The organism is Metabacillus rhizosphaerae, assembly GCF_037201795.1.
Taxonomy (GTDB): Bacteria; Bacillota; Bacilli; order Bacillales; family Bacillaceae; genus Metabacillus; species Metabacillus rhizosphaerae.
Window position 1 is genome coordinate 2,217,063 of the sequence record NZ_CP147403.1, and the last position, 26,144, is coordinate 2,243,206.

The window sequence follows — 26,144 nt, forward strand, 5'->3', positions numbered from 1 at the left end:
CGAGAGGGGAAATATGATGAGAGCCAATATTGCGATAAATGGTTTTGGTCGTATTGGGAGAATGGTATTTCGGAAAGCGATTAATGAGGACTTGAATATAAAGGCCATAAATGCAAGTTATCCTGCCGAAACACTAGCACATTTGATTAAATATGATACAAATCACGGTAAATTTGATGGTGAAGTGATAGCACATGATGATCATTTAATTGTAAACGGAAACAAAGTTTTACTTATAAATGAACGTGACCCTAAAGAATTACCCTGGAAATCTCTAGGGGTGGATATTGTAATTGAAGCAACAGGGAAGTTTAATCAAAGAGAAAAAGCGATGTTGCACATTGAAGCTGGAGCAAAAAAAGTGATACTAACAGCACCTGGTAAAAATGAAGATGTTACAATTGTTATGGGGGTTAATGAGGAGCAATACGATCCTGAAAAACATACGATTATTTCAAATGCCTCATGTACAACAAATTGTCTTGCACCTGTTATCAAAGTTCTTGACGAATCATTTCGAATTAAAAATGGCTTAATGACAACAGTTCACGCCTATACAAATGATCAAAAAAACATAGATAATCCACATAAGGATTTACGTAGAGCTAGAGCTTGTGGCCAATCGATTATTCCGACAACTACAGGAGCTGCAAAGGCGCTATCATTGGTATTGCCTCATCTAAAAGGTAAACTACACGGCATGGCATTACGAGTTCCAACTCCGAATGTATCGTTAGTAGATTTAGTAGTCGATGTTGAGGAGAAGGTAACTGTTGAAGAAATCAATATGTCGTTTAAACTAGCTGCAAATAGCTCTTTAAGTGGCATACTCGATTATACAACTGAACCTTTAGTATCAATCGATTTCAATACAAACCCTTATTCTGCAATAATTGATGGATTATCTACGATGGTAATTGGTAGTCATAAAGTAAAGGTGTTAGCGTGGTATGATAATGAATGGGGTTATTCATGTAGAGTAACAGAATTAACGAAGTTTGTTGCTGAAAAAATGACAAATTTATTAGAGGTATAAAATGTAACGTTAATTCGGGATATTAAATAATGCAAAGGAAATAATAAACCGTGTATCACCACATTAATACTCCACCCTTTAACTATTAACAAACTTTTTTGAAAAAGTTTGTTGCAAAACATAAATAAACAAAGTATACTATTTTTCGTGAACTTCTTATAAAAGCCATGGTGTTAAGGCTACTTAAAGGGTTAGGACCTCTCTGGACTAACTTTCCCCCGTGGTAGTTGTTATATATCACCTGAGCGAAGAATTCATGTGAAAAAATAGTTAAAGGGGGATCCATGAATATGGAAACAATGGGTAGACACGTAATCCAAGAATTATGGGGTTGCGATTTTGATAAGTTAAATGATATGGATTACATTGAAAAAACATTCGTAAATGCTGCGTTAAAATCTGGTGCTGAAATTAGAGAGGTTGCTTTTCACAAATTTGCTCCTCAAGGAGTAAGTGGTGTAGTCATCATTTCTGAATCACATTTAACGATCCACAGCTTTCCAGAGCATGGCTATGCAAGTATTGATGTTTACACGTGCGGTGATTTAGATCCTAATATTGCTGCAGATCACATTGCAGAATCTTTAGGTGCTCAAACTCGTGAAAATATTGAAATTCCAAGAGGAATGGGACCAGTACAAGTAAAGCAAGCTCAAGCAAAAGCTCTTTAATATTAAAACAAATATCCCGAGGTGCTGATTATTTAATCCGCACCTCTTTTTATTATCGGGAATTTTCAGTATGATAGAGATAGAATAACATTGGACACTTTCCGATAAAATATAACAAAAGGGGAAAAGAGCGCATGAGTTTTATAAATAAGTTAAAAGATTTCTTTAGTACACACCAAGAAACACGTGAAAATCATTATAATCCAGATTTGAAAAGTCATTATTATAAAACTGCATATAAGAATGCTTTACAATCAGTAAATTCATTGATTGAACAAATACCTGGTATGACGGTAACTTCGATTTCAGAAGAACGTGGTGAAATGAGTGTAACGATTGACAAACCGAGAAAAGGTTTTTTAATCGTAACCGTAATTTCTGTTCGTCCATATGAAACAGCCGTTGATTTTACAGCAACAACAAATACTTTTTTACCAACAGACTTTGGGTTTAGTAAAAAAATTATCCTTCAGCTTTATAAAAAGCTTGATGAGAAAGAAACGTTAGTTGGTACAGGGAAGAGTGGAAGATAAGGTCGGTCTTCATTAATTGTGCGGAAGGCTATTACAGCCCGTTATAAACGTGATTAATAGCCTTATTCATATGAATTTGACGTTTTGATTGGAGTTGGTTATATGAAATGTCCTTCGTGTCAGCATAATGGTACAAGAGTTCTTGACTCAAGACCTGTAGATGACCTCAGATCGATAAGAAGACGTCGTGAATGTGAGGAATGTCAATACCGTTTTACAACGTTTGAAAAGGTGGAGGAATTCCCTTTAATTGTTGTGAAAAAAGAAGGAACAAGGGAAGAGTTTAGTCGGGATAAAATATTAAGAGGACTAATCAAGGCCTGTGAAAAGCGTCCCGTACCCTTGCAAAAATTAGAGGATATTGTTCATGAAATCGAAAAAGAACTAAGAAATCAAGGAGTCTCAGAAGTAAATAGCGAGCTTGTAGGAGAAATGGTGATGGACAGGCTTGCCAGAATTGATGAGGTTGCTTATGTTCGATTTGCGTCCGTTTATCGCCAATTCAAAGATATTAATGTTTTTATTGAAGAACTAACTGATTTAATAAAAAAAGTACGATAAGTATGGAAAAGAGAGCTAATGAAGAAACATTTCTTCAAGCTCTTTTTTCATCGTTTAGGATAAAATTCTTAAACTGTGGATAAGCGCACGACATCCAGCTCCAGCGCCTAGCCCCTCTAGGGTCTAGCAAATTTAGAATTGAAGGCAAAGAACGCTTTCTATTCTATATCATCTTATTTGCCTGAGGCTGTTCAAGGCGCTTGCGCTTTTGTTTTTGAAATGGCAGTATCTCAAATGCTATGAAAAATGTGCATTAGATTTAGTGTCCAGTTACAGCGTCTCCTGAGCAAGGCGCTTCCGCATTTTTAAATGGAAGGTTTGAAAGGGATGGATCAGCAGCATTGGAAGGAATTACTAGCAATTGATCGTTATACAGTAAAAAGCAGCTCTGTTCTACAGGACTTAGATAGAAAAATCCTAACTTTACTTTATCAGCCGTTAATTGGTACTAAATGCTTTAGCCTTTATATGACATTGTGGGGGGAGCTAGAGCAAAGTCGGTTATGGGGTGAGGAAACGACACATCATAGTTTACTGACGATCATGCAAAGTAATTTACGTGATATTTACCGAGAACGTTTAAAACTTGAAGGGCTTGGACTATTAAAAACCTTTGTTATTGAAACAGAAGAGTTTAAACGATATGTATATGAACTACAAGCGCCACTCCGACCAGATGAGTTTTTTCAAGATGGTGTGTTGAATATTTATCTCTACAATCGAGTAGGTAAAAATAAATTTTTACAATTAAAACGATTTTTCTCAGACAAGCAAATGGATGAAGGGATGAAGGATATTACGAGATCTTTTAATGATATCTTTGATTCTGGACAATCCGCTGATATGATTGCCAGAGTAAATCATGAAACATTAGAAGATTTATCTTTAGTATCTAATCGGGAGTATATGCAAACGAATAATCGTGCAACGATGGAAATATCGGATAATGTATTTGACTTCGACTTGTTTATTACAGGACTTTCTGATGCCATTATTCCAACAAAGGCAATTACGCCAACTGTACGCGAAGTAATTAAAAAGCTTTCTTATTTGTACGGAATAAGTGCGATAGATATGAAAAATGTCTTAATGAACAGTATTGATCAGGATGATAATATTGACATCGAGCTACTCAGGAAATCTGCAAGAGATTGGTATCAATTTCAACATGGTGATGAATTACCTGGTTTGCTAGATAAGATTCAACCACTTTCATTGCGTTCAGTCACTGAGAAAAAACAACTTACACAAGAAGAAGAACTTATTTATCAATTAGAAACCATCTCACCAAGACAATTTTTAACTGATGTTTCCGGAGGGGTTCCACCAAGTGCTGGTGATTTACAAATCATCGAAGAAGTAATGCTTCAGCAAAAGCTTGAGCCAGGAGTTGTGAATGTACTTATTTATTATGTTATGTTAAAAACCGATATGAAGCTGACGAAAGCCTATGTACAAAAGATTGCAAGTCATTGGATAAGAAAACAAATCTCAACAGTGAAGGCTGCAATGGATCTAGCAAAACACGAACACAGACAATACCAACAATGGGCCGAGGAAAAAACAACGAAAAAATCCTCAACCTATAAAAAAGCCCCTATTCGTAAAGAAATGCTGCCTTCTTGGTTAAATGAAGATGAGAACAATAAGCTAAACAATGATGAACAAGAGCAAACAGATGGTCAATCAACACTTGATCGTGAACAATTTGAGTTGGAAAAAAAGAAATTATTTGATCGAATAAAAAAATACAAGGATAATAAAACAAATGACTAGTTCAATCTAAATAGGGGGTGAAAACAAATGGAACATATGAAGAATTCTTTTAAGAATCTTACAAGCAGACCTGACTTTAACGATAGATTTAACGACTTAAAAAATCAGGTGTTAAATCACCCGGAAATAAAAGCCTTTATTACAAATCACGCTTCAGAAATTGAAGATGGTATGGTTGAAAGAAGTCTTGGGAAGCTTTTTGAGTTTATGAATCAAAGTAAAAACTGTGAGCAATGTCCAACCTTATCAGAATGCAAAAATCTTCTGGAGGGTTACCATCCACGCTTAGTGATTCAAGGACGAATCATTGATCTTCAATATGACAAATGTCCAACGAAGGAAGCGCATGATGAACGAAAAAAACATGAGTCACTTATTAAAAGCATGTATATACCAAAGGATATTTTAGCAGCTCAGTTTGATCAAATTGATGTTGAAATGGATGAAGCGAGCCGCTTTAAGGCAATAAGTCTAGCTCAGGATTTTGTTGAACAATACAATAATGGTAAACGTCCAAAAGGTATATATTTATATGGATCTTTCGGTGTCGGTAAAACATATATTTTAGGTGCGATTGCAAATGAACTTGCAGCACATAAAATATCGTCCATGCTTGTGTATGTACCAGAATTTATGAGAGAGCTGAAAGGTTCATTTCAAAATTCATCTTTAGATGAAAAATTAGATGTTGTTAAAAAGATACCAGTCTTAATGCTAGATGATATTGGGGCGGAATCGATGTCAAGCTGGATGAGAGACGATATACTAGGGACGATTTTACAATTTCGAATGCTTGAAAACTTACCAACGTTTTTTTCGTCAAATTTTAATCTGAAACAGCTTCAACACCATTTAGCCTTTTCGCAACGTGGTGAAGAAGAGCCAGTTAAAGCAGCGAGAATTATGGAGCGGATTAAACATATGGCCATACCTATTGAGTTAATTGGACGAAATAGACGAGGATAGTTTCTTTTTGAGTACCTTTGCCTACAAATAGGTGAGGTACTTTTTTATATTAAAAAAGGGGCAAGGAATTTTTTGAACTACCTTTAGATAAAATCTATGTGTGTATAAATAGTTTGTCTTTAAAGTTTTTCAATTGGGTTACAATCCCATATTCTTGTTTACTTTACTTCTATTTAGTTGTGTTCCCCCATATACATAGAATCAGGTATTGGTAAATAGGGGGGACAAACATGCTTGAGATTTTATTTGGGTCTCCGAAAGAGGCAAAATGGATCTATTCGATTTTTCGTACTTTATGTAAAGAATATGAAACAGAACTATATTTAGTAAATCAACAATGTATAAAAATCATCCCAAAATCATGGGATATTTCCTTAGAAAAGTTAGTCATCCCTGGGCTTGTTCAATTTGTTATTGACCATAAAGAACACCAAATTATGTTAACTTTGCTAGAGGAGAATTATTTTTTTCTAGAGGAAGAGGAACAGCAACAAATCATACATATCGCGCAATCGATTATTGAGGGAGAACGAACAGAAATACCTAGAGTTCAACAATTATTACCACGTCATGATATTTTAAAAGATGCTCTTGAAGAATTTTTACGTCCTGATTTGTATTTTTCGTTTACTTCCTTTCAGAAGTTTCGCTTGCATGAATATACTGCAAGATTAAGAGAGTATGTCGAGATAGCGATTGAGGAATATAAGCTTGAACAAGACTACCAAAATTTTATTCAGAGTTTACGTGACTTTCTCTTAAAGAGAGAAAGTCGGATGGATGGTATTTCAATTGTCCATGATAATGGATTTTTTGTTTATAATCCAGACAAACAAGAGGTTTCTGAACAGGAGTTAAAATCCTATATAGATCATACCTTTGTCAATAAACATCCAATGTATATTGATTCTAAACTATTAGCACCGCTTGTATCAATCGCTCCTAAATGGATCTGCCTCTATACAAATGATCCATTTGATGGAATGGTTCAAACGGTTCAAAATGTTTTTCAAGAAAGAGTGAGATTACATAATCTTAGTGATTTTCAATTTGCAACATATCAATAAGTGAACTTGTACGAAAACCGATCTTGATTTTCACAAAAAAACACATTATAATACGATTAATTGCAAAAGTATCAGTAATGATAAGGATATGAGCTTGTTTTTACGGTTTCCAGAGAGGGAAGGAGTGCTGAAATCTTCCTAACACGGAAAACAATCTTACCACCTTTAAACTTCAGTTGTGAAAAGTACTCTTAGTAATAACTGACGGACTTCCCGTTATCGATGTTAAGCCAATCCTACAGTCTTTCACAAAGGTGTATATTGAATATGTGATGGGGTAGTTTTCGTGTAATTATTTATATGTAATTAACGGAATTGTAGGTATTGGGAATAAGGGTGGAACCACGATCCATTGACTAGAGTTTAACTCGTCCCTTTTTTAGGGGACGAGTTTATTTATTTTGGGGCAAATTTATTGACAATAAGCGACGGACCTCTTAGTGCCGTGTCTAGCTCCAACGCCTTAACAAGGTGTTTCCGCTTTTATATAAGGAGAGAACAAGGATGTCAGACGTTATAAAAATTGCGTTTCCCGACGGAGCTGTGAAGGAATTTGCAAAAGGAACTACTACTGAGGATATTGCGGCATCCATTAGCCCTGGTTTAAAAAAGAAATCTCTTGCTGGGAAGCTAGATGGACAATTAATTGATTTACGTACACCTATACTTGAGAATGGTACGATTGAAATTGTGACTCAGGATAGTAATGAAGCTTTAGAAATTATGCGCCATTCAACAGCGCATTTAATGGCACAAGCAATAAAGCGCCTATATAAAGATCAATCAATTAAGCTTGGAATTGGACCAGTTATTGAAAATGGTTTTTATTATGATATCGATATGGAACTTGCAATCACACCTGAAGATTTACCAGCTATCGAAAAAGAAATGAAAAAAATTGTGAATGAAAACATCGAAATCGTTCGTACAGAAGTTAGTCGAGAAGAAGCAAAACGCCGTTTTGAGCAGTTACAAGATCCGTTAAAGTTAGAACTTCTTGACGTAATTCCTGAGGGTGAAGTTGTTTCAATTTATGAACAAGGCGAATTTTTTGATTTATGCCGTGGGGTGCATTTGCCATCAACAGGTAAAATTAAAGAATTTAAGTTACTAAGTGTTGCAGGTGCATACTGGCGTGGGGATAGCAACAATAAGATGCTTCAACGTATTTATGGAACAGCTTTCTTCAAGAAGAGTGATTTAGATGAGCATCTTCGAATTCTTGAAGAAGCGAAAGAACGTGATCATCGTAAATTAGGGAAGGAATTAGGTTTGTTTACTTCCTCTCAAAAGGTAGGACAAGGTTTACCGCTTTGGTTGCCAAAAGGTGCAACAATACGTCGTATCGTTGAGCGTTACATTGTTGATAAAGAAGAGCGTTTGGGCTATCAACACGTATACACTCCTGTTTTGGGTAGTGTAGAACTATATAAAACATCTGGTCACTGGGAGCACTACCAAGAGGATATGTTCCCTAAAATGGAAATGGATAATGAAGATTTAGTTCTTCGTCCAATGAACTGCCCGCATCATATGATGGTGTACAAAAATGATATTCACAGCTATCGTGAGTTACCAATACGAATTGCAGAGCTTGGTCTAATGCACCGATATGAAATGTCAGGAGCATTAACTGGCCTACAGCGTGTACGTGGTATGACTTTAAATGATGCACATATTTTCGTTCGCCCTGATCAAATCAAAGAAGAATTCATTCGAGTTGTCCGATTAATTGAAGCTGTTTATAAAGATTTCGGAATTGATAAGTACTCGTTTAGATTGTCTTATCGAGATCCAGAGGACAAAGAAAAGTATTTTGATGATGATAGCATGTGGGAAAAAGCTCAGAGCATGCTAAAAGATGCAATGGATGAACTAGGTCATGACTATTTTGAAGCAGAAGGTGAAGCTGCGTTTTATGGTCCAAAGCTTGATGTTCAGGTTAGAACAGCACTTGGAAAAGATGAAACACTTTCAACTGTTCAATTGGATTTCTTACTTCCTGAACGTTTTGACTTATCCTATGTTGGTGAAGATGGTAAACAACATCGACCGGTTGTTATCCATCGTGGTGTCGTTTCAACGATGGAACGTTTTGTTGCCTTTTTAATTGAAGAGTATAAAGGAGCATTTCCAACTTGGTTAGCACCAGTACAGGTTCAAGTGATTCCAGTTTCACCTGCCATTCACCTTGATTATGCAAAGCAGGTACAAGAACAGTTGCAAGATGCCGGTTTACGAGTTGAACTAGATGCGCGTGATGAAAAAATCGGATATAAAATCCGTGAGTCACAAATGCAAAAAATTCCTTATATGCTTGTAGTAGGTGATAATGAGATAGCAGAAAAAGCAGTAAATGTCCGTAAATACGGTGAACAAAAATCAGAAACTGTTTCGTTTGATCAGTTTTTACAGGATATCAAGCAAGAAGTAATCAGATAGATCCTTGTTGCCATGAACGACTTGAGCTTGTCGTAGCAGAGTAGGTTCATTTCGCTTTTATGCAAAGGCTCTTTTCTAAAAGATTGTTGTTTTTGAACAGAACTGATTAGGTTGATTGGAACGGATATGCGAGACTCCTGTGGGAGTAGCGGGACAGATGAGACCCCGCAGGCGCTTCGCGCTGAGGAGGCTCATCGCCCGCCCCGCGGAAAGCGAGCATCCTGGAGTGCCAATCAACCAACCCCATACTATTTTAAAAGCAACAAAGTTTACGAAAACAGCCTATGCAAAAAAAACTGTTGCAACAAAGTAAAGCATTTGATAGAATAACATATGTTGTTAAAACATATATAACTTACTTGCAATATCTTTGTTATGATGTTATAATATACAAGGTAATTGAATAGTCTTTTATTTAAACAAGTAGAGGCACCCGCTTCTCACCTGATTGACACATCCGTTTGTAGTTGGCAGGTTACGATGATCTTTTAAGTATACAATCGTAGTGTGGGTGTCTAAGGCATCCACACTTTTTTATTTTCAGAAAATAAAAAAACCAGTTCTACAAAAATTCGGATTTGAAAAACTACTATTCAGTTTTTAAAAAACCTTGGAGGTGGCTAATTATTAGCAAAGATATGATGGTAAATGACGGAATCCGCGCACGTGAGGTTCGACTGATCGGTGCCAATGGAGATCAGCTTGGAATTAAATCTCGTCAAGAGGCTTTAGAAATTGCTACAAGAGCTAATCTTGATTTAGTTTTAGTAGCACCAACTGCAAAGCCTCCTGTATGCCGCATCATGGATTACGGAAAATTCCGTTTTGAACAGCAAAAGAAAGACAAAGAGGCGCGTAAAAATCAAAAGATCATCAATTTAAAAGAGGTTCGTTTGAGCCCAACAATTGATGAGCATGACTTTAACACTAAGCTTCGAAATGCACGCAAGTTCCTAGAAAAAGGCGATAAAGTAAAAGCTTCTATTCGCTTCAAAGGACGTGCAATTACACATAAAGGTATTGGTCAAAAGGTGCTTGATCGATTCTCAACAGAATGTGCGGACTTAAGTACGATTGAATCACATCCAAAAATGGATGGACGTAGCATGTTCTTAGTTTTAGCACCGAAAAATGAAAAGCAATAATACTTAAGGAGGAATACCTTATGCCAAAAATGAAAACTCACCGTGGAGCTGCAAAGCGTTTCAAAAAGACCGGATCTGGTAAACTTAAACGCTCACATGCTTACACTAGTCACTTATTCGCTAACAAATCTACAAAAGCAAAACGTAAATTACGTAAATCTACTGTAGTAAGCAAAGGCGATTTCAAACGTATTCGTCATTTATTAGACAACATCAAATAATCGGAAACACCGTAATATAGGAGGGAATTTACATGCCAAGAGTAAAAGGCGGTATCGTTTCACGTAAACGTCGTAAAAAGGTATTAAAATTAGCTAAAGGTTATTTCGGATCTAAACATACATTATACAAAGTTGCTAACCAACAAGTAATGAAATCATTAATGTATGCTTACCGTGACCGTCGTCAGAAAAAACGCGACTTCCGTAAGCTTTGGATTACTCGTATCAATGCAGCTGCACGCATAAATGGTCTTTCTTACAGCCGTTTAATGCATGGCTTAAAGCTTGCTGGTATCGAAGTAAACCGTAAAATGCTTGCTGATTTAGCTATCGCTGACGAAAAAGCATTTGCTCAATTAGCAGACGCTGCTAAAGCAAAACTTAACAAATAATTGAACGTTCAAAAAAGGGTTGACTCATTAATGGGTCGGCTCTTTTTTTGTTAGATACATGATATAGTATTTATAGATTATTCATGAATAGGAGATCGAAATTGTGAAATACATAATCATCTATTGTCTTTTAATAAATATAATTAGTTTTATTTTTATGAGAGTTGATAAAATTCGAGCTAAGCGAGGAGAATGGAGAATTAAAGAAGCAACATTGTGGTGGCTAGCAATTGTCGGTGGTGCAGTAGGTGGTTTTGCTGGAATGAGAGTATATCGTCATAAAACAAAGCATACGTCGTTTAAAATCGGATTTCCAGTCATTTCTATTTTGCAGCTGATTCTTTTTATCTATTTAATAAATCAATTAGCATAAAGTAAATAAATTCTCGTAAAATGTAATCGAACACTACTATCCTCAGGAGATGACAACAAGAAAGTGGTGATGACAATTGAACTCGCAACATCATCTGTGATGACAGCTATACAAACAACTGGATATTTTGCCCCTCTTTTCTTTATTTTGTTCCACCTTTTTAGGCAATTTCTATTGATTCCTGTAGCTGTTGTTTGTATTGCTGGTGGAGTATTATTTGGAGCTGAATTAGGGTCCATGTTTTCAGTGCTAGGTCTTACAGGTTCAAGTATCCTTTTTTATTTGATCTCAAAAGGATTTCCGACATTATTGCACCGATTTGAGAAAATGAAGGTCAAATGGTTAGGGACATATACCAATTTATCAATTGGTCAGATCATTATATTGCGCATGATTCCATTTGTTAATTTTTCACTTATTTCGTTATGTATTTTAGACAAAACAAAAACATTTCGAGGTTACACGAAGCTTTCATTTTTGACTCATATTCCTTCTGCAATTTGTTTTACATTTTTAGGTGCAGCCATTCAATCATTATCACCTATAATTTTGGCAATCATTTTGGTCTTGTTAGTTGTACTTGTTTATTTTTTCAGAGAAAAGCAGGTTTTGATTAAATGGAATGATTTCTTTGCAAGAGAAAAGGCATGAATGATAATGCGTACAAAAGTAAAGGTACAGCATCTCGCTGTACCTTTTGCTTTCAACCTTAATGTTCGCGTTTTTTAATTAATAGTTCTTTGATCGGACTCTTCCAATCAATCTTAGCATATGGGTAATGCTTCTTAATTTGATCTTCGATATGAGAAAAATCTGCTAAGGTTAATCCTTGTAATTTGCTTGTGGATTTTGCCCATATGAAAATAGAAACAACTTCAAATGCATTTGTGGTAGTGCCTAAATATTTTTCACCCTCAAATAAAACACCCTTATAGGTTAATAAAAAGTTTTTACGTACATTTACTTTATCATCTAAGAGGTAAAATTGTTTTTGTTCATTTGCTAACTCAAGCTTTCGTTTTGGATTAAATAAATATTTAAATCCTGTGTAAACGAGAAAAAGAATGAGCGCAATTAATAGTATTCGCAATAATAATACAATCATGGTAAAACCCCTCCTGAGGGCAATTTTCCTTATATACGACTCAGAATAGAAAAAGGTTTCAAGTTTTTTAAAATTTGTTATACTTTTTTAGAACAAATCTTAGGAACGGAGGCATAATTGTATGAATCTAACAAATTTATTTAATATGCAGCAACAATTAGATACTAAAATTGAAACACAGCACCAGCTACAAAATGAAGCTCTAACAGAAAGGAAAATTCTTGCTCTATTAGTAGAAGTAGGAGAGCTTGCTAATGAGACAAGATGCTTTAAGTTCTGGAGTTTGAAGCCACCTGCAGCGATTGACGTCATATTAGAAGAATATGTAGACGGTGTCCACTTTATCCTATCACTAGGTTTAGAAATCAAGGTTAACCCAGCATTATCTATAGAGGACAAGCAAGATGATCGTAGTATGACAGAACAATTTTTAATCGTATATGAGACAATAACTGCATTTAAAAATAATCAATCCATTAGTCAGTATAAAAAAATGTTTGAGGAATATTTGTATTTAGGTAAACTTCTAGGCTTTTCTAATGAGCAGGTAGAAAAAGCGTATGTTTCAAAAAATGAAGTTAATCATGAAAGACAGCAACAAGGGTATTAATTTCCTTTATAGGACATTATTTCGTTTCGTTTAGCCTTTATTGTATAATAATAAAGATATTGTTAATTGAAGGAGGCTATATAATGACAAAGCTAGATGAAACATTAACAATGCTTAAGGATTTAACAGATGCAAGAGGTATTCCTGGTAATGAGCGTGAAGTTCGTGACGTCATGAAAAAATACATAAAAGACTATTCTGATGAAGTATTTACAGATAATTTAGGTAGCTTGGTTGCAAAAAAGGTTGGTAATGAAAGCGGTCCTAAAGTTATGATTGCTGGCCATTTAGATGAAGTCGGTTTTATGGTTACGCAAATTGATGACAAAGGGTTTCTTCGCTTTCAAACAGTAGGTGGCTGGTGGTCACAGGTCATGCTGGCACAGCGCGTAACAATTGTAACGAAAAAAGGTGATGTGACAGGAATCATTGGTTCCAAGCCGCCACATATTCTTCCAGCAGAAGCTCGTAAAAAACCGGTTGATATTAAGGATATGTTTATTGACATTGGTGCATCAAGCCGAGAAGAGGCAAAGGAATTTGGTGTAATGCCAGGTGATCAAATTGTTCCTTATTTTGAATTTACCGTTATGAAAAATGAAAAAATGCTACTTGCAAAAGCCTGGGATAATCGAATTGGCTGTGCGATAGCGATTGACGTCCTTAAACAATTACGTGGAACAGATCATCCAAACGTTGTGTATGGAGTAGGTACAGTTCAAGAGGAAGTTGGTTTACGTGGAGCCCGTACATCTGCTAACCTTATTCAGCCTGATATTGCATTTGGGGTGGACGTTGGTATCGCTGGAGATACTCCTGGTATTTCGGAAAAAGAAGCGGCTAGCAAAATGGGTGATGGTCCACAGATAATCCTTTATGATGCATCGATGGTATCACATAAAGGTTTACGCGATTTAGTAACAGATACAGCAGACGAACTAAATATTCCCTATCAATTTGATGCAATTGCAGGAGGGGGAACAGATTCAGGGGCTATTCACATTTCTTCAAATGGTGTACCAGCACTTTCGATTACAATTGCTACTCGTTACATTCATTCACATGCTGCTATGCTTCATCGTGATGATTATGAAAATGCGGTTAAATTGATCACAGAAGTAATAAAACGCTTGGATCGTGAAACAGTAGATAAAATTACATTTGAATAAAAATGAAAAATGCTGGGAGATTTAACCCAGCATTTTTCATTATTTTTTTAATCCTTGCTCTAACGTTGTTAACATCTCTTGCTTATCTTGTTCATTGGCATTTTGCCAAATAACCTCAAAAAGAACTCCAAGACCTGGAAGCATTTTTTCTTCACCGCTTTGAATCGCATCAACAATTGTATCCTGTAGTTGATCTTGGCTATTGCCTGTTACGTTTGAAATAACTGCATGACGTAAATTTAAATTCATCTATACACACTCCTTTGTTATTTTTAACTGCTTATGATTAGCGTTTGTTATTCGGCGAAGAATTATGTATGATTGGTAAGAGATATTGGAAATAGGCAAAAGGAGATTTACTGTGGATCGAATAGAATCAGTTAAAAATCAAAAAGTAAAGCAATGGCGAAAACTACATACAAAAAAAGAACGTGAAGCAACAGGAACGTATATCATAGAAGGTCTACATTTAGTCGAGGAAGCATTAAAAACAAAAGAAATTATAAAAGATCTAATTGTTTCAGAAGATGTAACACTTCCTACACATTGGAATGTCGATCAACTGAATATAACGCTTATCACAAAGGAAATAATGAAAGCTATAAGTGATACGGAAACTCCACAAGGGGTCGCGGCAATTTGTGAATTTCAATTACAGCATTCAGCAGAGGCATGGAAAAGAATTCTTCTAGTGGATAGTGTTCAAGACCCAGGTAATTTAGGAACTATTATTCGCACAGCAGATGCTGCTGGCATTGACGGTATTATTTTAGGTGAAGGTACTGTTGATCACTACAATTCAAAGTGTATTCGATCTAGCCAAGGATCTATTTTTCATTTACCAATTGTAAAAGGAAATTTACTTGAGTGGCTAGAAATTTACAACGAAAAGCAAATTCCTACCTATGGGACTTCCTTACAAAATGGAGTAAGCTATCGCGAGGCTTCACCATCTGAGCAATTTTGTCTTATTATTGGCAACGAGGGTAGTGGTGTTAACAATAAATTACTGAATAGTACTAGTAAGAATTTGTATATTCCGATATATGGAGAAGCAGAATCATTAAACGTTGCGATTGCAACAGGAATCCTTCTTTATCATTTAAAAGGATAGGTTGCGGGAACATATCGTTTTGATTATAATAAGATAGAAATTACATATGAATGAAACGATGACAGAGACTAGTAATTTACAGTTCGTCCATCCAGGGAAAAAATGCCTTAGACTGCAAGCATTTTTAGGATTGAAGTAAATGAATTCACCTCTTGAGTTGACACTTGGACCGCAATAGAGTACAGAGAAGAAAGGTTTTACCAACTTCTAACCTCCCACTCCGACCTCTAGAACGTAAAGGTGCTCCGGTTTTTACCGTTATGGAAATGAAGTGAGCTGTATGAGGACTATGTATATACAGTTAACAAGGGTGGTAACGCGAATTCAAACTCGTCCCTTTTAGGGGCGGGTTTTTTATTTTGCAAAAAAACTATTAAAGCATAATGAATAAAGGAGGAATTACAAATGCAGGAGCAATTAAAACAGCTTCAACAAGAAGCGCTTGAAAAGGTTGAACAAGCGCAGGATTTAAAAGCATTAAATGACATTCGTGTAGCATATTTAGGGAAAAAAGGCCCGATTACTGAGGTTTTAAGAGGGATGGGTAAGCTTACAGCTGAAGAACGCCCTGTAATGGGGGCACTTGCAAATGAAGTGCGTGAAACAATTGCTACTTCGATATCAGGAAAACAGGACTATTTAGAGCAACTAGCTGTTGAACAAAAGCTAGCAAAAGAGACAATTGATGTTACATTACCAGGTAGTCCAGTAAGGGTTGGAAATCATCATCCTTTAACAGCAGTAGTCGAGGAAATCGAAGATCTATTCCTTGGTATGGGGTATCAAATAGCTGAAGGTCCTGAAGTAGAAACAGATTATTTTAACTTTGAGGCATTGAACCTTCCTAAAGGACATCCAGCACGTGATATGCAGGATTCTTTCTATATAACTGAAGAATTGCTGTTACGTACACATACTTCTCCTGTACAGGCAAGAACGATGCAAAAGCATGAAGGGAAAGGACCTGTGAAAATTATTTGTCCTGGTAAGGTGTATCGTCGTGATAATGATGACGCTACACACTCCCATCAATTTACCCAAATTGAAGGTCTTGTTATAGATGAAAACATTAGCATGAGCGACCTGAAAGGTACACTAGAAGTTTTTGCGAAAAAAATGTTCGGTGATGAGCGTGAAATACGATTACGTCCAAGCTTCTTCCCATTCACAGAGCCATCTGTTGAGGTTGATGTTTCTTGTTTCTCTTGTGGTGGAAAAGGCTGCAATGTTTGTAAGGGTACTGGTTGGATCGAAATATTAGGAGCTGGGATGGTACATCCAAATGTATTGGAAATGGCTGGATTTGATTCAAAGAAATACAGTGGCTTTGCATTCGGAATGGGACCTGAACGAATTGCGATGTTAAAATACGGCATTGATGATATCCGTCATTTCTATACAGATGATGTACGATTCTTAAAACAATTTAAACGAGCTTAAGAACAAAAGCGCAAGCGCCTTGACCAGACTCAGGCAAGCATAAGCTGGAGCTGGATGTCGAGCACTTATCCATTGTGCAAAATTAATATAGTTCTTAACAATATAAGGAGGCTTTTAACATGTTTGTTTCATATAAATGGTTAGCAGAATATGTTGATTTAACAGGAATCACACCTGATGAATTAGCTGAAAAGATTACACGGAGTGGAATTGAAGTAGAGGGTGTTGACGTATTAAACGAGGGCATGAAGGGTGTTGTTATCGGTCATGTCGTTGAAAAAGAGCAGCATCCAGATGCTGATAAACTGAATAAATGTCAAGTGGATCTTGGAAACGGTGAAATTGTTCAAATTATTTGTGGTGCAAAGAATGTGGATAAAGGACAGAAGGTTGCTGTTGCAACTGTAGGTGCTGTTTTACCGGGGAATTTTAAAATTAAGAAAGCAAAGCTTCGAGGGGAAGTATCAAATGGGATGATTTGCTCATTACAGGAGCTTGGCATTGAATCAAAGCTAGTTGCGAAAGAATACTCTGAAGGTATTTTTGTCTTCCCAAGTGATGTAGAAGTTGGTGCTGATGCACTTGAGCAACTAAACCTTGATGATGCTGTCCTTGAGTTAGGCTTAACACCAAATCGTGCAGATGCATTAAGTTTGCTTGGCGTTGCACATGAGGTTGCTGCCATATTAAACCTTGAAGTGAAATATCCTGAGATTTCTTATGAAAGCACTGCGGATAAAGCATCGAATGCAGTGACAGTAAAGGTTGAAGCAACAGAAGACAACCCATTATACACAGCAAAGGTTATTAAAAATGTAACAATCTCACCATCACCATTATGGATGCAAACTCGATTAATGGCTGCAGGTATTCGTCCTCATAATAACGTAGTCGACATTACAAACTTTGTATTGTTAGAATATGGTCAGCCATTGCATGCATTTGATTATGACCGCTTAGGCTCGAAGGAAATTCTTGTCCGTCGTGCAAAAGATGGTGAGAAGATTGTGACATTGGACGATCAAGAGCGCACATTAACTGTAGATCATTTAGTGATAACAAATGGAACTGAGCCAGTTGCTCTTGCAGGTGTTATGGGTGGAGCGAATTCTGAAGTACAATCTGATACAAAAACTGTTTTACTAGAATCTGCATTATTCGACGGGCAAACAATCCGTAATGCATCAAAAGATCACGGACTAAGAAGTGAAGCAAGTGCTCGCTATGAAAAGGGTGTTGATCCAAACCGTGTTCTTCCAGCAGCTGAGCGTGCAGCTGAGCTAATCTCCTTATATGCAGGTGGCGAGGTGTTAGAAGGAACTGTTGAGGTACAATCTACAACCTTCGAACCAGTTATAGTTCAAACAACTGTTGAGAAAGTGAATCGTGTACTTGGAATGAATATTTCAGCAGAAGAAATGAAGACGATATTTGAGCGTCTGCAATTCGGTGTAAAGCTTGATAATTCAACAATCACTGTAACTGTTCCTACTCGACGTGGTGATATTACAATTGAAGAGGACTTAGTAGAAGAAGTTGCAAGACTTTATGGTTATGACAATATTCCAACAACTTTACCTATCGGGCAAGCATTCCCAGGTAAATTAACCGATTATCAGGAAAAGCGTCGTAAAGTACGTCGTTACTTAGAAGGTGCTGGTTTAAATCAAGCAATCACCTATTCATTAACAAGTGAAGAAAAAGCAGCAAAGTATGCACTAGAAGCATCTGAATTAACAAAGCTTGCGCTACCAATGAGTGAAGAACGCAGTGTATTACGTTTAAGCCTACTTCCACATTTATTAGATGCGTTAAAATACAACTTAGCAAGACAAATCGATCAAGTATCACTTTATGAAATTGGATCAATCTTCCTTACGCAAGGTAAAGATCTTCAACCGCTTGAGAAAGAACGTTTATCTGCTGCTGTTACAGGATTATGGCATTCACATTCATGGCAAGCAGAAAAGAAACCTGTTGATTTCTATGTTGTAAAAGGAATAGTTGATGGACTTGTTGATCTTCTTGGTTTAACAAAGCATATCCAATATAAACAAGCAAATCGTGAAGGAATGCATCCAGGAAGAACTGCTGAGCTATTCCTAGGCGAAAAGCTTGTTGGGTTCATTGGTCAGATACATCCAACTGTTCAAAAACAATTAGATTTAACCGAAACATATGTTTTTGAGCTATCTCTAGTAGATCTTTTAACAGTTGAAGTAGCTGAAACTCGTTTTGAAGTCATTCCTCGTTTCCCTTCAATCACAAGAGACATCGCTCTTGTTGTTAATAAGGATGTTGTTGCGGGAGAGATTGAACAGATTATTACTGAAGCAGGTGGTAAAATGCTAAAAAATGTATCTGTTTTTGATCTTTATGAAGGAGATCGTCTTGAAGAAGGTAAGAAATCTGTTGCATTCTCCCTTCGTTATTTCGACCCTGAGCGCACGCTAACAGATGAAGATGTAACTAAAGCACATGATAAAGTGTTAAAAGCAGTAGAAGAGAAAGTTGGAGCAACATTACGCGGGTAATAGTATTGATAAAAGGGTAAGCACATAAACTAGTGCTTACCCTTTTGTTTTTATTTTTTCGCTAACTTCATTGCTTTGTCAGTATTAGCAAAATGCTTTTTAGTGATAGTAGCTAAAAACTGACTTCCGCTTTTTTTAATAATCTTAGCAGCTGCTACATCAACCTGTGCTCCCGCTCCTTTTGGAATCGTAACTCCGACTTTTTCAGATAAACGCTCAAATTCTTTTACAAAAGAATATCTTGCAATAATCGATGCAGCGGCAACTGCCAAGTGAACGCCTTCCGCTTTTGTTGAGAAATAAACGTTCTCTTTCACAACTTTTTTCCCCTGTAGGTGCTTAAAATAAATGAGTGGATCAACAAATTGATCAATTAATAATCCATCAGGTTTTTCAGGAGCTATTTTCTCAAGGAGTTTATTGATCGCTTGATTATGTAATAAGGCTTTCATTTTTCCCTGTGACATGCCTTGCTGTTGAAGCTCATTGTATTTTTCGTTATGAAGCACGAGTAGGCTGTATGGAATTGTATTAATTAGATCTTTAGCAATCGCAATTATTTGCGGATCTTTTAAATTTTTAGAATCCCTAACTCCGAGCTCTTGTAGTAAAGGAATTTGTTCCTTTTTAACAAAAGCCGCAACAACTGTAATTGGACCAAAAAAGTCGCCGGTCCCAACCTCATCAGAACCAATAATCGATAAACTTGAAATATTGGAGGGTGTTTTAAATTCGGTTGGAGTTTTGCTAGAAGAAGATTGTGCAGGTTTCTTCATAGTTGGAGTTTGAGTCCCCCACCTTGAAGCCTCGGCATCTGCAGTCCCACCTTGAAATAAAACCTTTCCGGATTTATATGCAGTAATGGTACAGCCATTTGCTTTTGCAGAAAAATAAGCACCTGGTGGTATTTTGTCCGTTTTATTAGCTGCATAATGAACTTCCATTTTTTTTATAGTAGCTAAATTTACCTTAATTACTGAATTTGCCAATGGAGACATCCTTTCGCATTACAAAATTGGATACAAAGTGTTTGAAAAATTGAACTTCTTCCCATATCCTTTATTCTCATGTTATGATAGTGAGTAGGATTTGCAAGAAATGGAGGATTCATCGTTGTCAAATCGCCCTAAATCGAAAACGATAGTAGATATATATGGTCAACGATTTTCAATTATAGGTACAGAAAGCACAAGTCATATTCGTGCAGTTGCTTCAATTGTTGATGATAAAATGAGAGAGATTAATAGTAAGAACCCTTCTCTTGATATAAATAAACTTGCTGTATTAACAGCAGTAAATATAGTTCATGACTATTTAAAGTTAAAAGAAGATTATGAAAAACTAGAGAAACAAATCATAGAAAAGGATTGAAGCATACAAATGCTAGATTTAGTATTATTTATTATTCTATTATTCGGAATACTAGTTGGCCTAAAACGCGGTTTTATCCTGCAATTTGTTCATTTGACAGGATTTATCGTCGCATATATTGTAGCATACCAGTATTTCGATGATCTTGCACCGAAATTAAAGCTATGGGTTCCGTATCCTGTGACAAATGAGGGACCGGCAATCCTTTCTTTGATAAACGGTGATAATTTAGAAGGTGCATATTATCGTGCAGTTGCGTTCGTTATATTATTTATAGGTACAAAGATTGTTATGCAAATAATTGGTTCTATGTTAGATTTTGTTGCTTTATTACCAATTTTAAAACAATTAAATAGATGGGCAGGGTCAATTTTAGGTTTTCTAGAATCATACCTCTTGTTATTTATTTTCCTATTTATAGGAGCGCTTATTCCAATTCAACAACTTCAGGTAGTGTTAGACCAATCAATGCTAGCTGATTTAATTGTAAATCATACTCCGTATTTTTCTAATAAAGTAAATGAACTATGGATTCAGTACATGTCATAACTTCTCTGCTTACATAGAGAAGTTTTTTTCTTTTACTTTATGGATGCTTTTAAAAAATTGTACTTTTCGTTTAATTATTTGTATCATTTTTATTAACATGCAATTAATAATAGAGGTGAAAAAATGGATATTCATAAAAAGGACGTAATTCGTTTATTGGAGAATATAGCAATACTAATGGAACTTAAGGGTGAAAATCCTTTTAAAATATCAGCGTTTCGAAAAGCAGCGAATGCATTAGAGACTGATGACAGAAGTTTAGCTTTAATCGATGATTTTACAAAAATTCCTGGTATTGGAAAAGGGACATCAGCAGTTATAGAGGAATATGTAGAAACCGGAAAGTCAGAAATTTTAGATGAACTAAATGAAGAGGTTCCAGCTGGGCTTTTACCACTGTTAAAACTACCAGGTTTAGGTGGCAAAAAAATTGCTAAGTTATATAAGGAATTACATATAGATAGTGTTGAAGCATTGAAGCAGGCTTGTGAGGAAAATAAAATTCAAGCATTAGCTGGCTTTGGAAAAAAATCTGAAGAAAAGATTTTAGCAGCGATTGCAGAAATGGGGAGTCGTCCTGAGCGTCTTTCATTAGCGTTCATGCTTCCAATAGCAGAAGAAATAGAAGCATATTTAGAGCAGTGTAATTGCATAGAAAAGTTTTCAAAAGCTGGTAGTCTTCGCAGAATGAAAGAAACCATAAAGGACTTAGATTTCATCATTTCGACAAATGAGCCGGAAATGGTTAGGGATCAGCTTTTAGCAATGCCTTTTTTAACTGATGTTATCGCAAGTGGTGATACAAAGGTTTCGGTCCAATTAGGCTATGACTATGAAGTGAGCGTGGACTTTCGTTTAGTTAAGCCTACTGAATTTGCAACTACCCTACATCATTTTACCGGCTCTAAGGATCATAATGTAAGAATGAGACAGCTTGCGAAAGAGCGTGGGGAAAAAATAAGTGAATACGGTGTGGAAAATACTGAAACGAACGAAATCAAAACATTTGCAACTGAAGCTGAATTTTATGAGTATTTTAATCTCCCACATTATGATCCAGAGATACGCGAGGATGGTTCAGAGGTAGATGTTTTCAATAATAAAATGAAGCTCATCCGATTAGACGATATAAAAGGTGATTTACATATGCACTCAACCTGGAGTGATGGTGCTTTTACAATTCGGGAAATGGTAGAGGAGTGTCGCAAAAAAGGTTATAGCTATATTGCGATCACAGATCACTCTCAATATTTAAAGGTCGCAAATGGATTGACACCTGAGCGGTTACGAGCACAGCGAGCAGAAATTCATGCGTTAAATGATGAATATGATGATATTACGATCCTTGCAGGAGTAGAAATGGATATTTTACCAGATGCAACTTTAGATTATGATGATGAGCTATTAAGTGAGATGGATCTTGTTATTGCATCGATTCATTCAAGCTTTTCTGGGTCACAAGAAGTGATTATGAACCGTTTAAAAACCGCTTTGGATAATCAGCATGTTGACATTATTGCTCATCCAACAGGTCGTCTAATTGGAAAGCGAAAAGGCTATGATGTAGATGTAGATATGCTAATACAATTAGCAAAAGAAACGGATACAGCCTTAGAGTTAAATGCCAATCCTAATCGACTAGACTTAAGTGCTGAACATGTCAGAAAAGCACAAGAAGCAGGTGTAAAGCTTGTTATCAATACAGATGCCCATAATAAAGAAATGCTTGAACATATGAAAATAGGGGTATCAACTGCGAAAAAAGGTTGGATTGAAAGCGACAATGTGATAAATACTTGGGAAATTGATAAGCTACAAGCATTTTTAAATAGACATCATAAAGAATAATTCAGTTAGAATAGCGACTTGGATGATCAATGAGCTTGCGCTTTTCTATTTAGGAGGTTTAAGGTTTGCAGCAGAAAGTATTTCATGTATTAGAATTTGAAAAAGTTAAAGAGCAGCTTGTTAAGCATGCATCTTCCTCATTAGGGAAAGAAAAAGCAAAAGCGTTAATTCCCTCTAGTCATTATGAAGAAGTGATAACCGCTCAAGAGGAGACAGATGAGGCTGCAAAGGTGTTACGCTTAAAAGGCAATGCACCACTTGGAGGATTAGTAGATGTTAGAGCAACTGTTAAGCGTGCAAAAATCGGTGGTTTACTAAGTGCGTCTGAATTAATCGAAGTGGCTGGAACACTTTATGCTGGACGAAATATGAAACGCTTTATTGAAAAAATGGTTGAAGAAGATATTGAATTACACCACTTACCAGAGCTTGCTGAAAAAATTGTGCTTTTAATAGACCTTGAAAAAAACATCTCACAATGTATCGATGATAATGGTTATGTTTTAGATAGTGCAAGTGACACATTAAAGGGCATTCGTCAGCAGCTTCGCACAACAGAAGCAAGAGTTAGAGATAAGCTAGAATCAATGATTCGTTCATCTTCTGCAACAAAAATGCTTTCAGATGCAATTATCACTATAAGAAATGATCGCTTTGTTTTACCAGTTAAACAGGAATATCGTGGTTCATATGGGGGAATTGTACATGATCAATCAAGCTCAGGTGCTACACTTTTTATTGAACCACAGGTGATCGTTGATTTGAATAACATCTTACAACAAGCAAAAGTTAAGGAAAAGGTTGAAATTGAACGAATTTTAAGACTTTTATCTGAAGAGGTTGCTGAGAATAGTCAAGATATTTTACAAAATGTTTATTGCTTAGCAGAAATGGATTTTATGTTTACGAAGGCAAGATATGCAAAACAAATTAAAGGAATTAAGCCAGCTGTCAATAACACAGGTGTTGTTCGAATGTTTAAGGCACGGCACCCACTTTTACCCGAAGATGAGGTTGTTCCAAACGATATTGAACTGGGAACAGACTTTACTACAATCGTGATTACAGGTCCAAATACAGGTGGTAAAACAGTTGCGTTAAAAACGTTGGGTTTATGTACATTAATGGCACAGGCTGGCTTGCAAATTCCTGTTCTTGATGGTTCTGAAATCGCTGTGTTCGATGCGGTTTATGCTGATATTGGTGATGAACAATCAATCGAGCAGAGCTTGAGTACGTTTTCTTCGCATATGGTTAATATAGTTGATATTCTTGATAAGGTTGATGAAAAAAGCTTAGTGCTTTTTGATGAACTTGGAGCAGGTACTGATCCTCAGGAGGGTGCAGCACTCGCCATTTCAATCCTTGATGAAGTATATAACAGAGGAGCACGGGTTGTTGCGACCACTCATTATCCTGAGCTTAAGGCATATGGATATAATCGTACTGGTGTCATCAATGCAAGCGTTGAGTTTGATATTACAACATTAAGTCCAACTTATAAGCTATTAATTGGTGTACCTGGCCGGAGTAATGCATTTGAAATTTCAAAGAGACTGGGCTTGCAAGAACATGTCATAAATATGGCAAGGGCGCAAATGAGTGATGAACGTAATGAGGTAGATACGATGATTGCTTCATTAGAAACCAGTAAAAAATCAGCTGAGCATGAGATGATTGAAGCGGAAAAAATTCGCAAGGAAGCCGAACAGCTTCATTATGAGCTCCAACAACAAATTATTGAGTTTAATCAGGAGCGTGACGCTTTGTATGAAAAAGCTGAACGCAAAGCTGAAGAAAAGGTTGAGGAAGCACGCCAAGAAGCAGAAAAGATTATTCATGAATTAAGAAAGTTAAGAAAAGATCACAATGCACAAGTAAAAGAGCATGAGCTCATTGATGCAAGAAAACGCTTAGAAGATGCAATTCCAGCATTTGAGAAGAGCAAAAAAGTTGAAAAGAAAGAACCAGCAAAGCAATCCTTTTTACCTGGGGATGAAGTAAAAGTGATTAGCTTTGACCAGAAAGGTCATTTAATTGAAAAGGTTAGTGAAAATGAGTGGCAGGTTCAAATGGGCATCATGAAAATGAAAGTAAAAGAAAAAGATCTTCAATATATAAAGAGACCAAAACAAGAGGTACATGAAAGACCTTTAGCAACAGTAAAAGGTAAGGATTATCATGTTTCTCTTGAATTAGATTTACGTGGTGAACGCTTTGAAAATGCACTACTTAAAGTAGAAAAATACCTAGACGATGCTGTATTAGCTGGTTACCCAAGAGTATCTATTATTCATGGTAAAGGTACAGGAGCTCTTAGGACAGGTGTAAAAGAATTACTCAAAAGCCATCGAAGTGTTAAAAACACCCGATTTGGAGAAGCAGGTGAAGGTGGGTCTGGAGTAACCATTGTCGAACTCAAATAGCGGGGAGAAGATGTGATGAAAGGATTCTGGGAAAATGAATTAGTCCAAATTGCTGCTTACTACAGTGTTGTTGTTCTTTGTATTATTGTGTTTTTAACAATATTTGAGCTTGTGACAAAATATAAAAATTGGGAAGAAATTCAAAATGGAAATATGGCTGTTGCAATGGCAACAGGGGGAAAAATCTTCGGCATTGCAAATATTTTTAGATTTTCAATTAACCAACATGATAGCTTATTGGAAATGATGGGATCTGGACTATTTGGTTTTATTCTCTTGCTATTAGGCTACTTTATTTATGAGTTTATGACGCCAAAGTTCAGAATAGATGAAGAAATACAAAAGGACAATCGAGCGGTTGGCTTTATCTCACTTGTTATATCAGTGGGTTTATCGTTTGTCATTGGAGCAGGGATATAAGGAGAGTGTGAGTTGGAGACTTTAGCTAAAGTTTTATTTGGGTTATGTGGGTTATTTATTTTGATCGGAATTATTTATTTAGTGTTTTTTTAATATACCATTCAAAAACAGCATCCAAAAGCTAAATTGTAACTATAAAAAACTTATGTAGTCTGGCATGTACTTTGTCAGACTTTTTTATATATAAAGGCTTGTCCAAAATTATTTGAAAATATTTTATATTTCTGAAAATAAGAAAATCTGCTATACTTTCTAATATGAAGGTATAGGGGAAGAGTGGCTCCGAACAAAAACTCCAAATAAAGACAATCCCATTTATAGATTTATAGTCTACCCTCCTCTAAAAAAACAGAGTGTTGTTCATCAATTTAGTTG

The 26,144-nt window shown here is 36.1% G+C and carries 26 protein-coding genes and 2 other annotated features; of the genes, 23 read left to right on the top strand and 3 right to left on the bottom strand.

All coding sequences use genetic code 11. The annotated features are described in order from the left end of the window. Positions 1 to 16: 16 nt before the first annotated feature. The 13 genes from WCV66_RS10765 (at position 17) to WCV66_RS10825 (ending at position 11,834) form a co-directional block, all read left to right on the top strand. Positions 17 to 1,036 carry a glyceraldehyde-3-phosphate dehydrogenase gene (locus tag WCV66_RS10765; protein WP_066326871.1) on the top strand — a complete coding sequence of 340 codons (1,020 nt, stop codon included), beginning with the start codon at positions 17 to 19 and terminating at the stop codon, positions 1,034 to 1,036. A gap of 290 nt (positions 1,037 to 1,326) precedes the next feature. After that, on the top strand, positions 1,327 to 1,707 hold the full coding sequence (gene speD, locus WCV66_RS10770) for an adenosylmethionine decarboxylase (RefSeq protein WP_066326873.1): 381 nt from the start codon (positions 1,327 to 1,329) through the stop codon (positions 1,705 to 1,707). Between the two features lie 134 nt (positions 1,708 to 1,841). Then, positions 1,842 to 2,240: a cytosolic protein gene (locus WCV66_RS10775; protein ID WP_338788954.1), complete on the top strand. Its 399-nt coding sequence runs from the start codon at positions 1,842 to 1,844 to the stop codon at positions 2,238 to 2,240. A 102-nt stretch (positions 2,241 to 2,342) separates the two neighbouring features. Next, positions 2,343 to 2,801: a transcriptional regulator NrdR gene (gene nrdR / locus WCV66_RS10780; RefSeq protein ID WP_066326877.1), complete on the top strand. Its 459-nt coding sequence runs from the start codon at positions 2,343 to 2,345 to the stop codon at positions 2,799 to 2,801. A gap of 327 nt (positions 2,802 to 3,128) precedes the next feature. Further along, on the top strand, positions 3,129 to 4,577 hold the full coding sequence (locus WCV66_RS10785) for a replication initiation and membrane attachment family protein (RefSeq protein WP_338788955.1): 1,449 nt from the start codon (positions 3,129 to 3,131) through the stop codon (positions 4,575 to 4,577). Positions 4,578 to 4,604: 27 nt separating this feature from the next. Next, positions 4,605 to 5,543 carry a primosomal protein DnaI gene (gene dnaI, locus WCV66_RS10790; protein WP_185653652.1) on the top strand — a complete coding sequence of 313 codons (939 nt, stop codon included), beginning with the start codon at positions 4,605 to 4,607 and terminating at the stop codon, positions 5,541 to 5,543. A 230-nt stretch (positions 5,544 to 5,773) separates the two neighbouring features. Continuing rightward, positions 5,774 to 6,610 carry a putative sporulation protein YtxC gene (gene ytxC / locus WCV66_RS10795; RefSeq protein WP_338788956.1) on the top strand — a complete coding sequence of 279 codons (837 nt, stop codon included), beginning with the start codon at positions 5,774 to 5,776 and terminating at the stop codon, positions 6,608 to 6,610. A 504-nt stretch (positions 6,611 to 7,114) separates the two neighbouring features. Continuing rightward, positions 7,115 to 9,052, top strand: a complete 1,938-nt coding sequence (gene thrS / locus WCV66_RS10800) for a threonine--tRNA ligase (RefSeq protein ID WP_066326883.1) — start codon at positions 7,115 to 7,117, stop codon at positions 9,050 to 9,052. A 415-nt stretch (positions 9,053 to 9,467) separates the two neighbouring features. Continuing rightward, positions 9,468 to 9,594 (top strand) — a sequence feature (ribosomal protein L20 leader region). A gap of 81 nt (positions 9,595 to 9,675) precedes the next feature. Continuing rightward, entirely contained in the window at positions 9,676 to 10,197 is a 522-nt protein-coding gene (infC, locus tag WCV66_RS10805) for a translation initiation factor IF-3 (protein WP_338789437.1), read from the top strand. 20 nt (positions 10,198 to 10,217) lie between these two features. After that, the gene (gene rpmI / locus WCV66_RS10810; RefSeq protein WP_066326889.1) at positions 10,218 to 10,418 is read left to right on the top strand and encodes a 50S ribosomal protein L35; all 201 of its coding nucleotides are present in this window, start codon (positions 10,218 to 10,220) and stop codon (positions 10,416 to 10,418) included. Between the two features lie 32 nt (positions 10,419 to 10,450). Beyond that, the gene (rplT, locus tag WCV66_RS10815; protein ID WP_066326890.1) at positions 10,451 to 10,810 is read left to right on the top strand and encodes a 50S ribosomal protein L20; all 360 of its coding nucleotides are present in this window, start codon (positions 10,451 to 10,453) and stop codon (positions 10,808 to 10,810) included. 103 nt (positions 10,811 to 10,913) lie between these two features. Continuing rightward, the gene (locus tag WCV66_RS10820; RefSeq protein ID WP_338788957.1) at positions 10,914 to 11,183 is read left to right on the top strand and encodes a DUF1294 domain-containing protein; all 270 of its coding nucleotides are present in this window, start codon (positions 10,914 to 10,916) and stop codon (positions 11,181 to 11,183) included. Positions 11,184 to 11,252: 69 nt separating this feature from the next. Continuing rightward, entirely contained in the window at positions 11,253 to 11,834 is a 582-nt protein-coding gene (locus WCV66_RS10825) for a TVP38/TMEM64 family protein (protein ID WP_066326942.1), read from the top strand. A gap of 58 nt (positions 11,835 to 11,892) precedes the next feature. Here the strand turns inward: WCV66_RS10825 and WCV66_RS10830 are convergent, their stop codons facing one another. After that, positions 11,893 to 12,288 carry a sigma-w pathway protein ysdB gene (locus WCV66_RS10830; RefSeq protein ID WP_066326892.1) on the bottom strand — a complete coding sequence of 132 codons (396 nt, stop codon included), beginning with the start codon at positions 12,286 to 12,288 and terminating at the stop codon, positions 11,893 to 11,895. A 121-nt stretch (positions 12,289 to 12,409) separates the two neighbouring features. Between WCV66_RS10830 and WCV66_RS10835 the strand changes: the two genes are divergently transcribed. Then, positions 12,410 to 12,898: a dUTP diphosphatase gene (locus WCV66_RS10835; RefSeq protein WP_066326894.1), complete on the top strand. Its 489-nt coding sequence runs from the start codon at positions 12,410 to 12,412 to the stop codon at positions 12,896 to 12,898. Positions 12,899 to 12,981: 83 nt separating this feature from the next. Further along, positions 12,982 to 14,067, top strand: coding sequence for a M42 family metallopeptidase (locus WCV66_RS10840; protein WP_338788958.1), 1,086 nt, complete (start codon positions 12,982 to 12,984; stop codon positions 14,065 to 14,067). Positions 14,068 to 14,106: 39 nt separating this feature from the next. Here WCV66_RS10840 and sspI read toward each other — a convergent pair whose 3' ends face one another. Next, the gene (gene sspI, locus WCV66_RS10845) at positions 14,107 to 14,316 is read right to left on the bottom strand and encodes a small acid-soluble spore protein SspI (protein WP_066326898.1); all 210 of its coding nucleotides are present in this window, start codon (positions 14,314 to 14,316) and stop codon (positions 14,107 to 14,109) included. A 112-nt stretch (positions 14,317 to 14,428) separates the two neighbouring features. Here sspI and WCV66_RS10850 point away from each other — a divergent pair, with 112 nt between their 5' ends. The 3 genes from WCV66_RS10850 (at position 14,429) to pheT (ending at position 19,155) form a co-directional block, all read left to right on the top strand. Continuing rightward, positions 14,429 to 15,181 carry a TrmH family RNA methyltransferase gene (locus tag WCV66_RS10850; RefSeq protein ID WP_066326900.1) on the top strand — a complete coding sequence of 251 codons (753 nt, stop codon included), beginning with the start codon at positions 14,429 to 14,431 and terminating at the stop codon, positions 15,179 to 15,181. 49 nt (positions 15,182 to 15,230) lie between these two features. Then, positions 15,231 to 15,522 (top strand) — a binding site (T-box leader). Between the two features lie 64 nt (positions 15,523 to 15,586). Beyond that, positions 15,587 to 16,621: a phenylalanine--tRNA ligase subunit alpha gene (gene pheS / locus WCV66_RS10855; protein ID WP_066326904.1), complete on the top strand. Its 1,035-nt coding sequence runs from the start codon at positions 15,587 to 15,589 to the stop codon at positions 16,619 to 16,621. A gap of 119 nt (positions 16,622 to 16,740) precedes the next feature. Next, positions 16,741 to 19,155 carry a phenylalanine--tRNA ligase subunit beta gene (pheT, locus tag WCV66_RS10860; protein ID WP_338788959.1) on the top strand — a complete coding sequence of 805 codons (2,415 nt, stop codon included), beginning with the start codon at positions 16,741 to 16,743 and terminating at the stop codon, positions 19,153 to 19,155. Between the two features lie 50 nt (positions 19,156 to 19,205). On the opposite strand, the gene rnhC is transcribed toward pheT, so the two are convergent. Continuing rightward, on the bottom strand, positions 19,206 to 20,144 hold the full coding sequence (gene rnhC, locus WCV66_RS10865; protein ID WP_066326907.1) for a ribonuclease HIII: 939 nt from the start codon (positions 20,142 to 20,144) through the stop codon (positions 19,206 to 19,208). Positions 20,145 to 20,253: 109 nt separating this feature from the next. On the opposite strand from rnhC, the gene zapA reads away from it, so the two are divergent. The 5 genes from zapA (at position 20,254) to WCV66_RS10890 (ending at position 25,769) form a co-directional block, all read left to right on the top strand. Next, complete coding sequence (gene zapA, locus WCV66_RS10870) at positions 20,254 to 20,526, top strand: cell division protein ZapA (protein WP_396652579.1); 273 nt, start codon at positions 20,254 to 20,256, stop codon at positions 20,524 to 20,526. Positions 20,527 to 20,535: 9 nt separating this feature from the next. Beyond that, the gene (locus tag WCV66_RS10875) at positions 20,536 to 21,075 is read left to right on the top strand and encodes a CvpA family protein (protein ID WP_066326911.1); all 540 of its coding nucleotides are present in this window, start codon (positions 20,536 to 20,538) and stop codon (positions 21,073 to 21,075) included. Positions 21,076 to 21,198: 123 nt separating this feature from the next. After that, positions 21,199 to 22,923 (top strand): DNA polymerase/3'-5' exonuclease PolX, encoded by a 1,725-nt coding sequence (gene polX / locus WCV66_RS10880; RefSeq protein WP_338788960.1) that lies wholly within the window; start codon positions 21,199 to 21,201, stop codon positions 22,921 to 22,923. A gap of 65 nt (positions 22,924 to 22,988) precedes the next feature. Continuing rightward, positions 22,989 to 25,349 carry an endonuclease MutS2 gene (locus tag WCV66_RS10885; protein ID WP_066326914.1) on the top strand — a complete coding sequence of 787 codons (2,361 nt, stop codon included), beginning with the start codon at positions 22,989 to 22,991 and terminating at the stop codon, positions 25,347 to 25,349. Positions 25,350 to 25,364: 15 nt separating this feature from the next. Beyond that, positions 25,365 to 25,769, top strand: coding sequence for a DUF350 domain-containing protein (locus WCV66_RS10890; protein ID WP_066326916.1), 405 nt, complete (start codon positions 25,365 to 25,367; stop codon positions 25,767 to 25,769). Positions 25,770 to 26,144 lie beyond the last annotated feature (375 nt).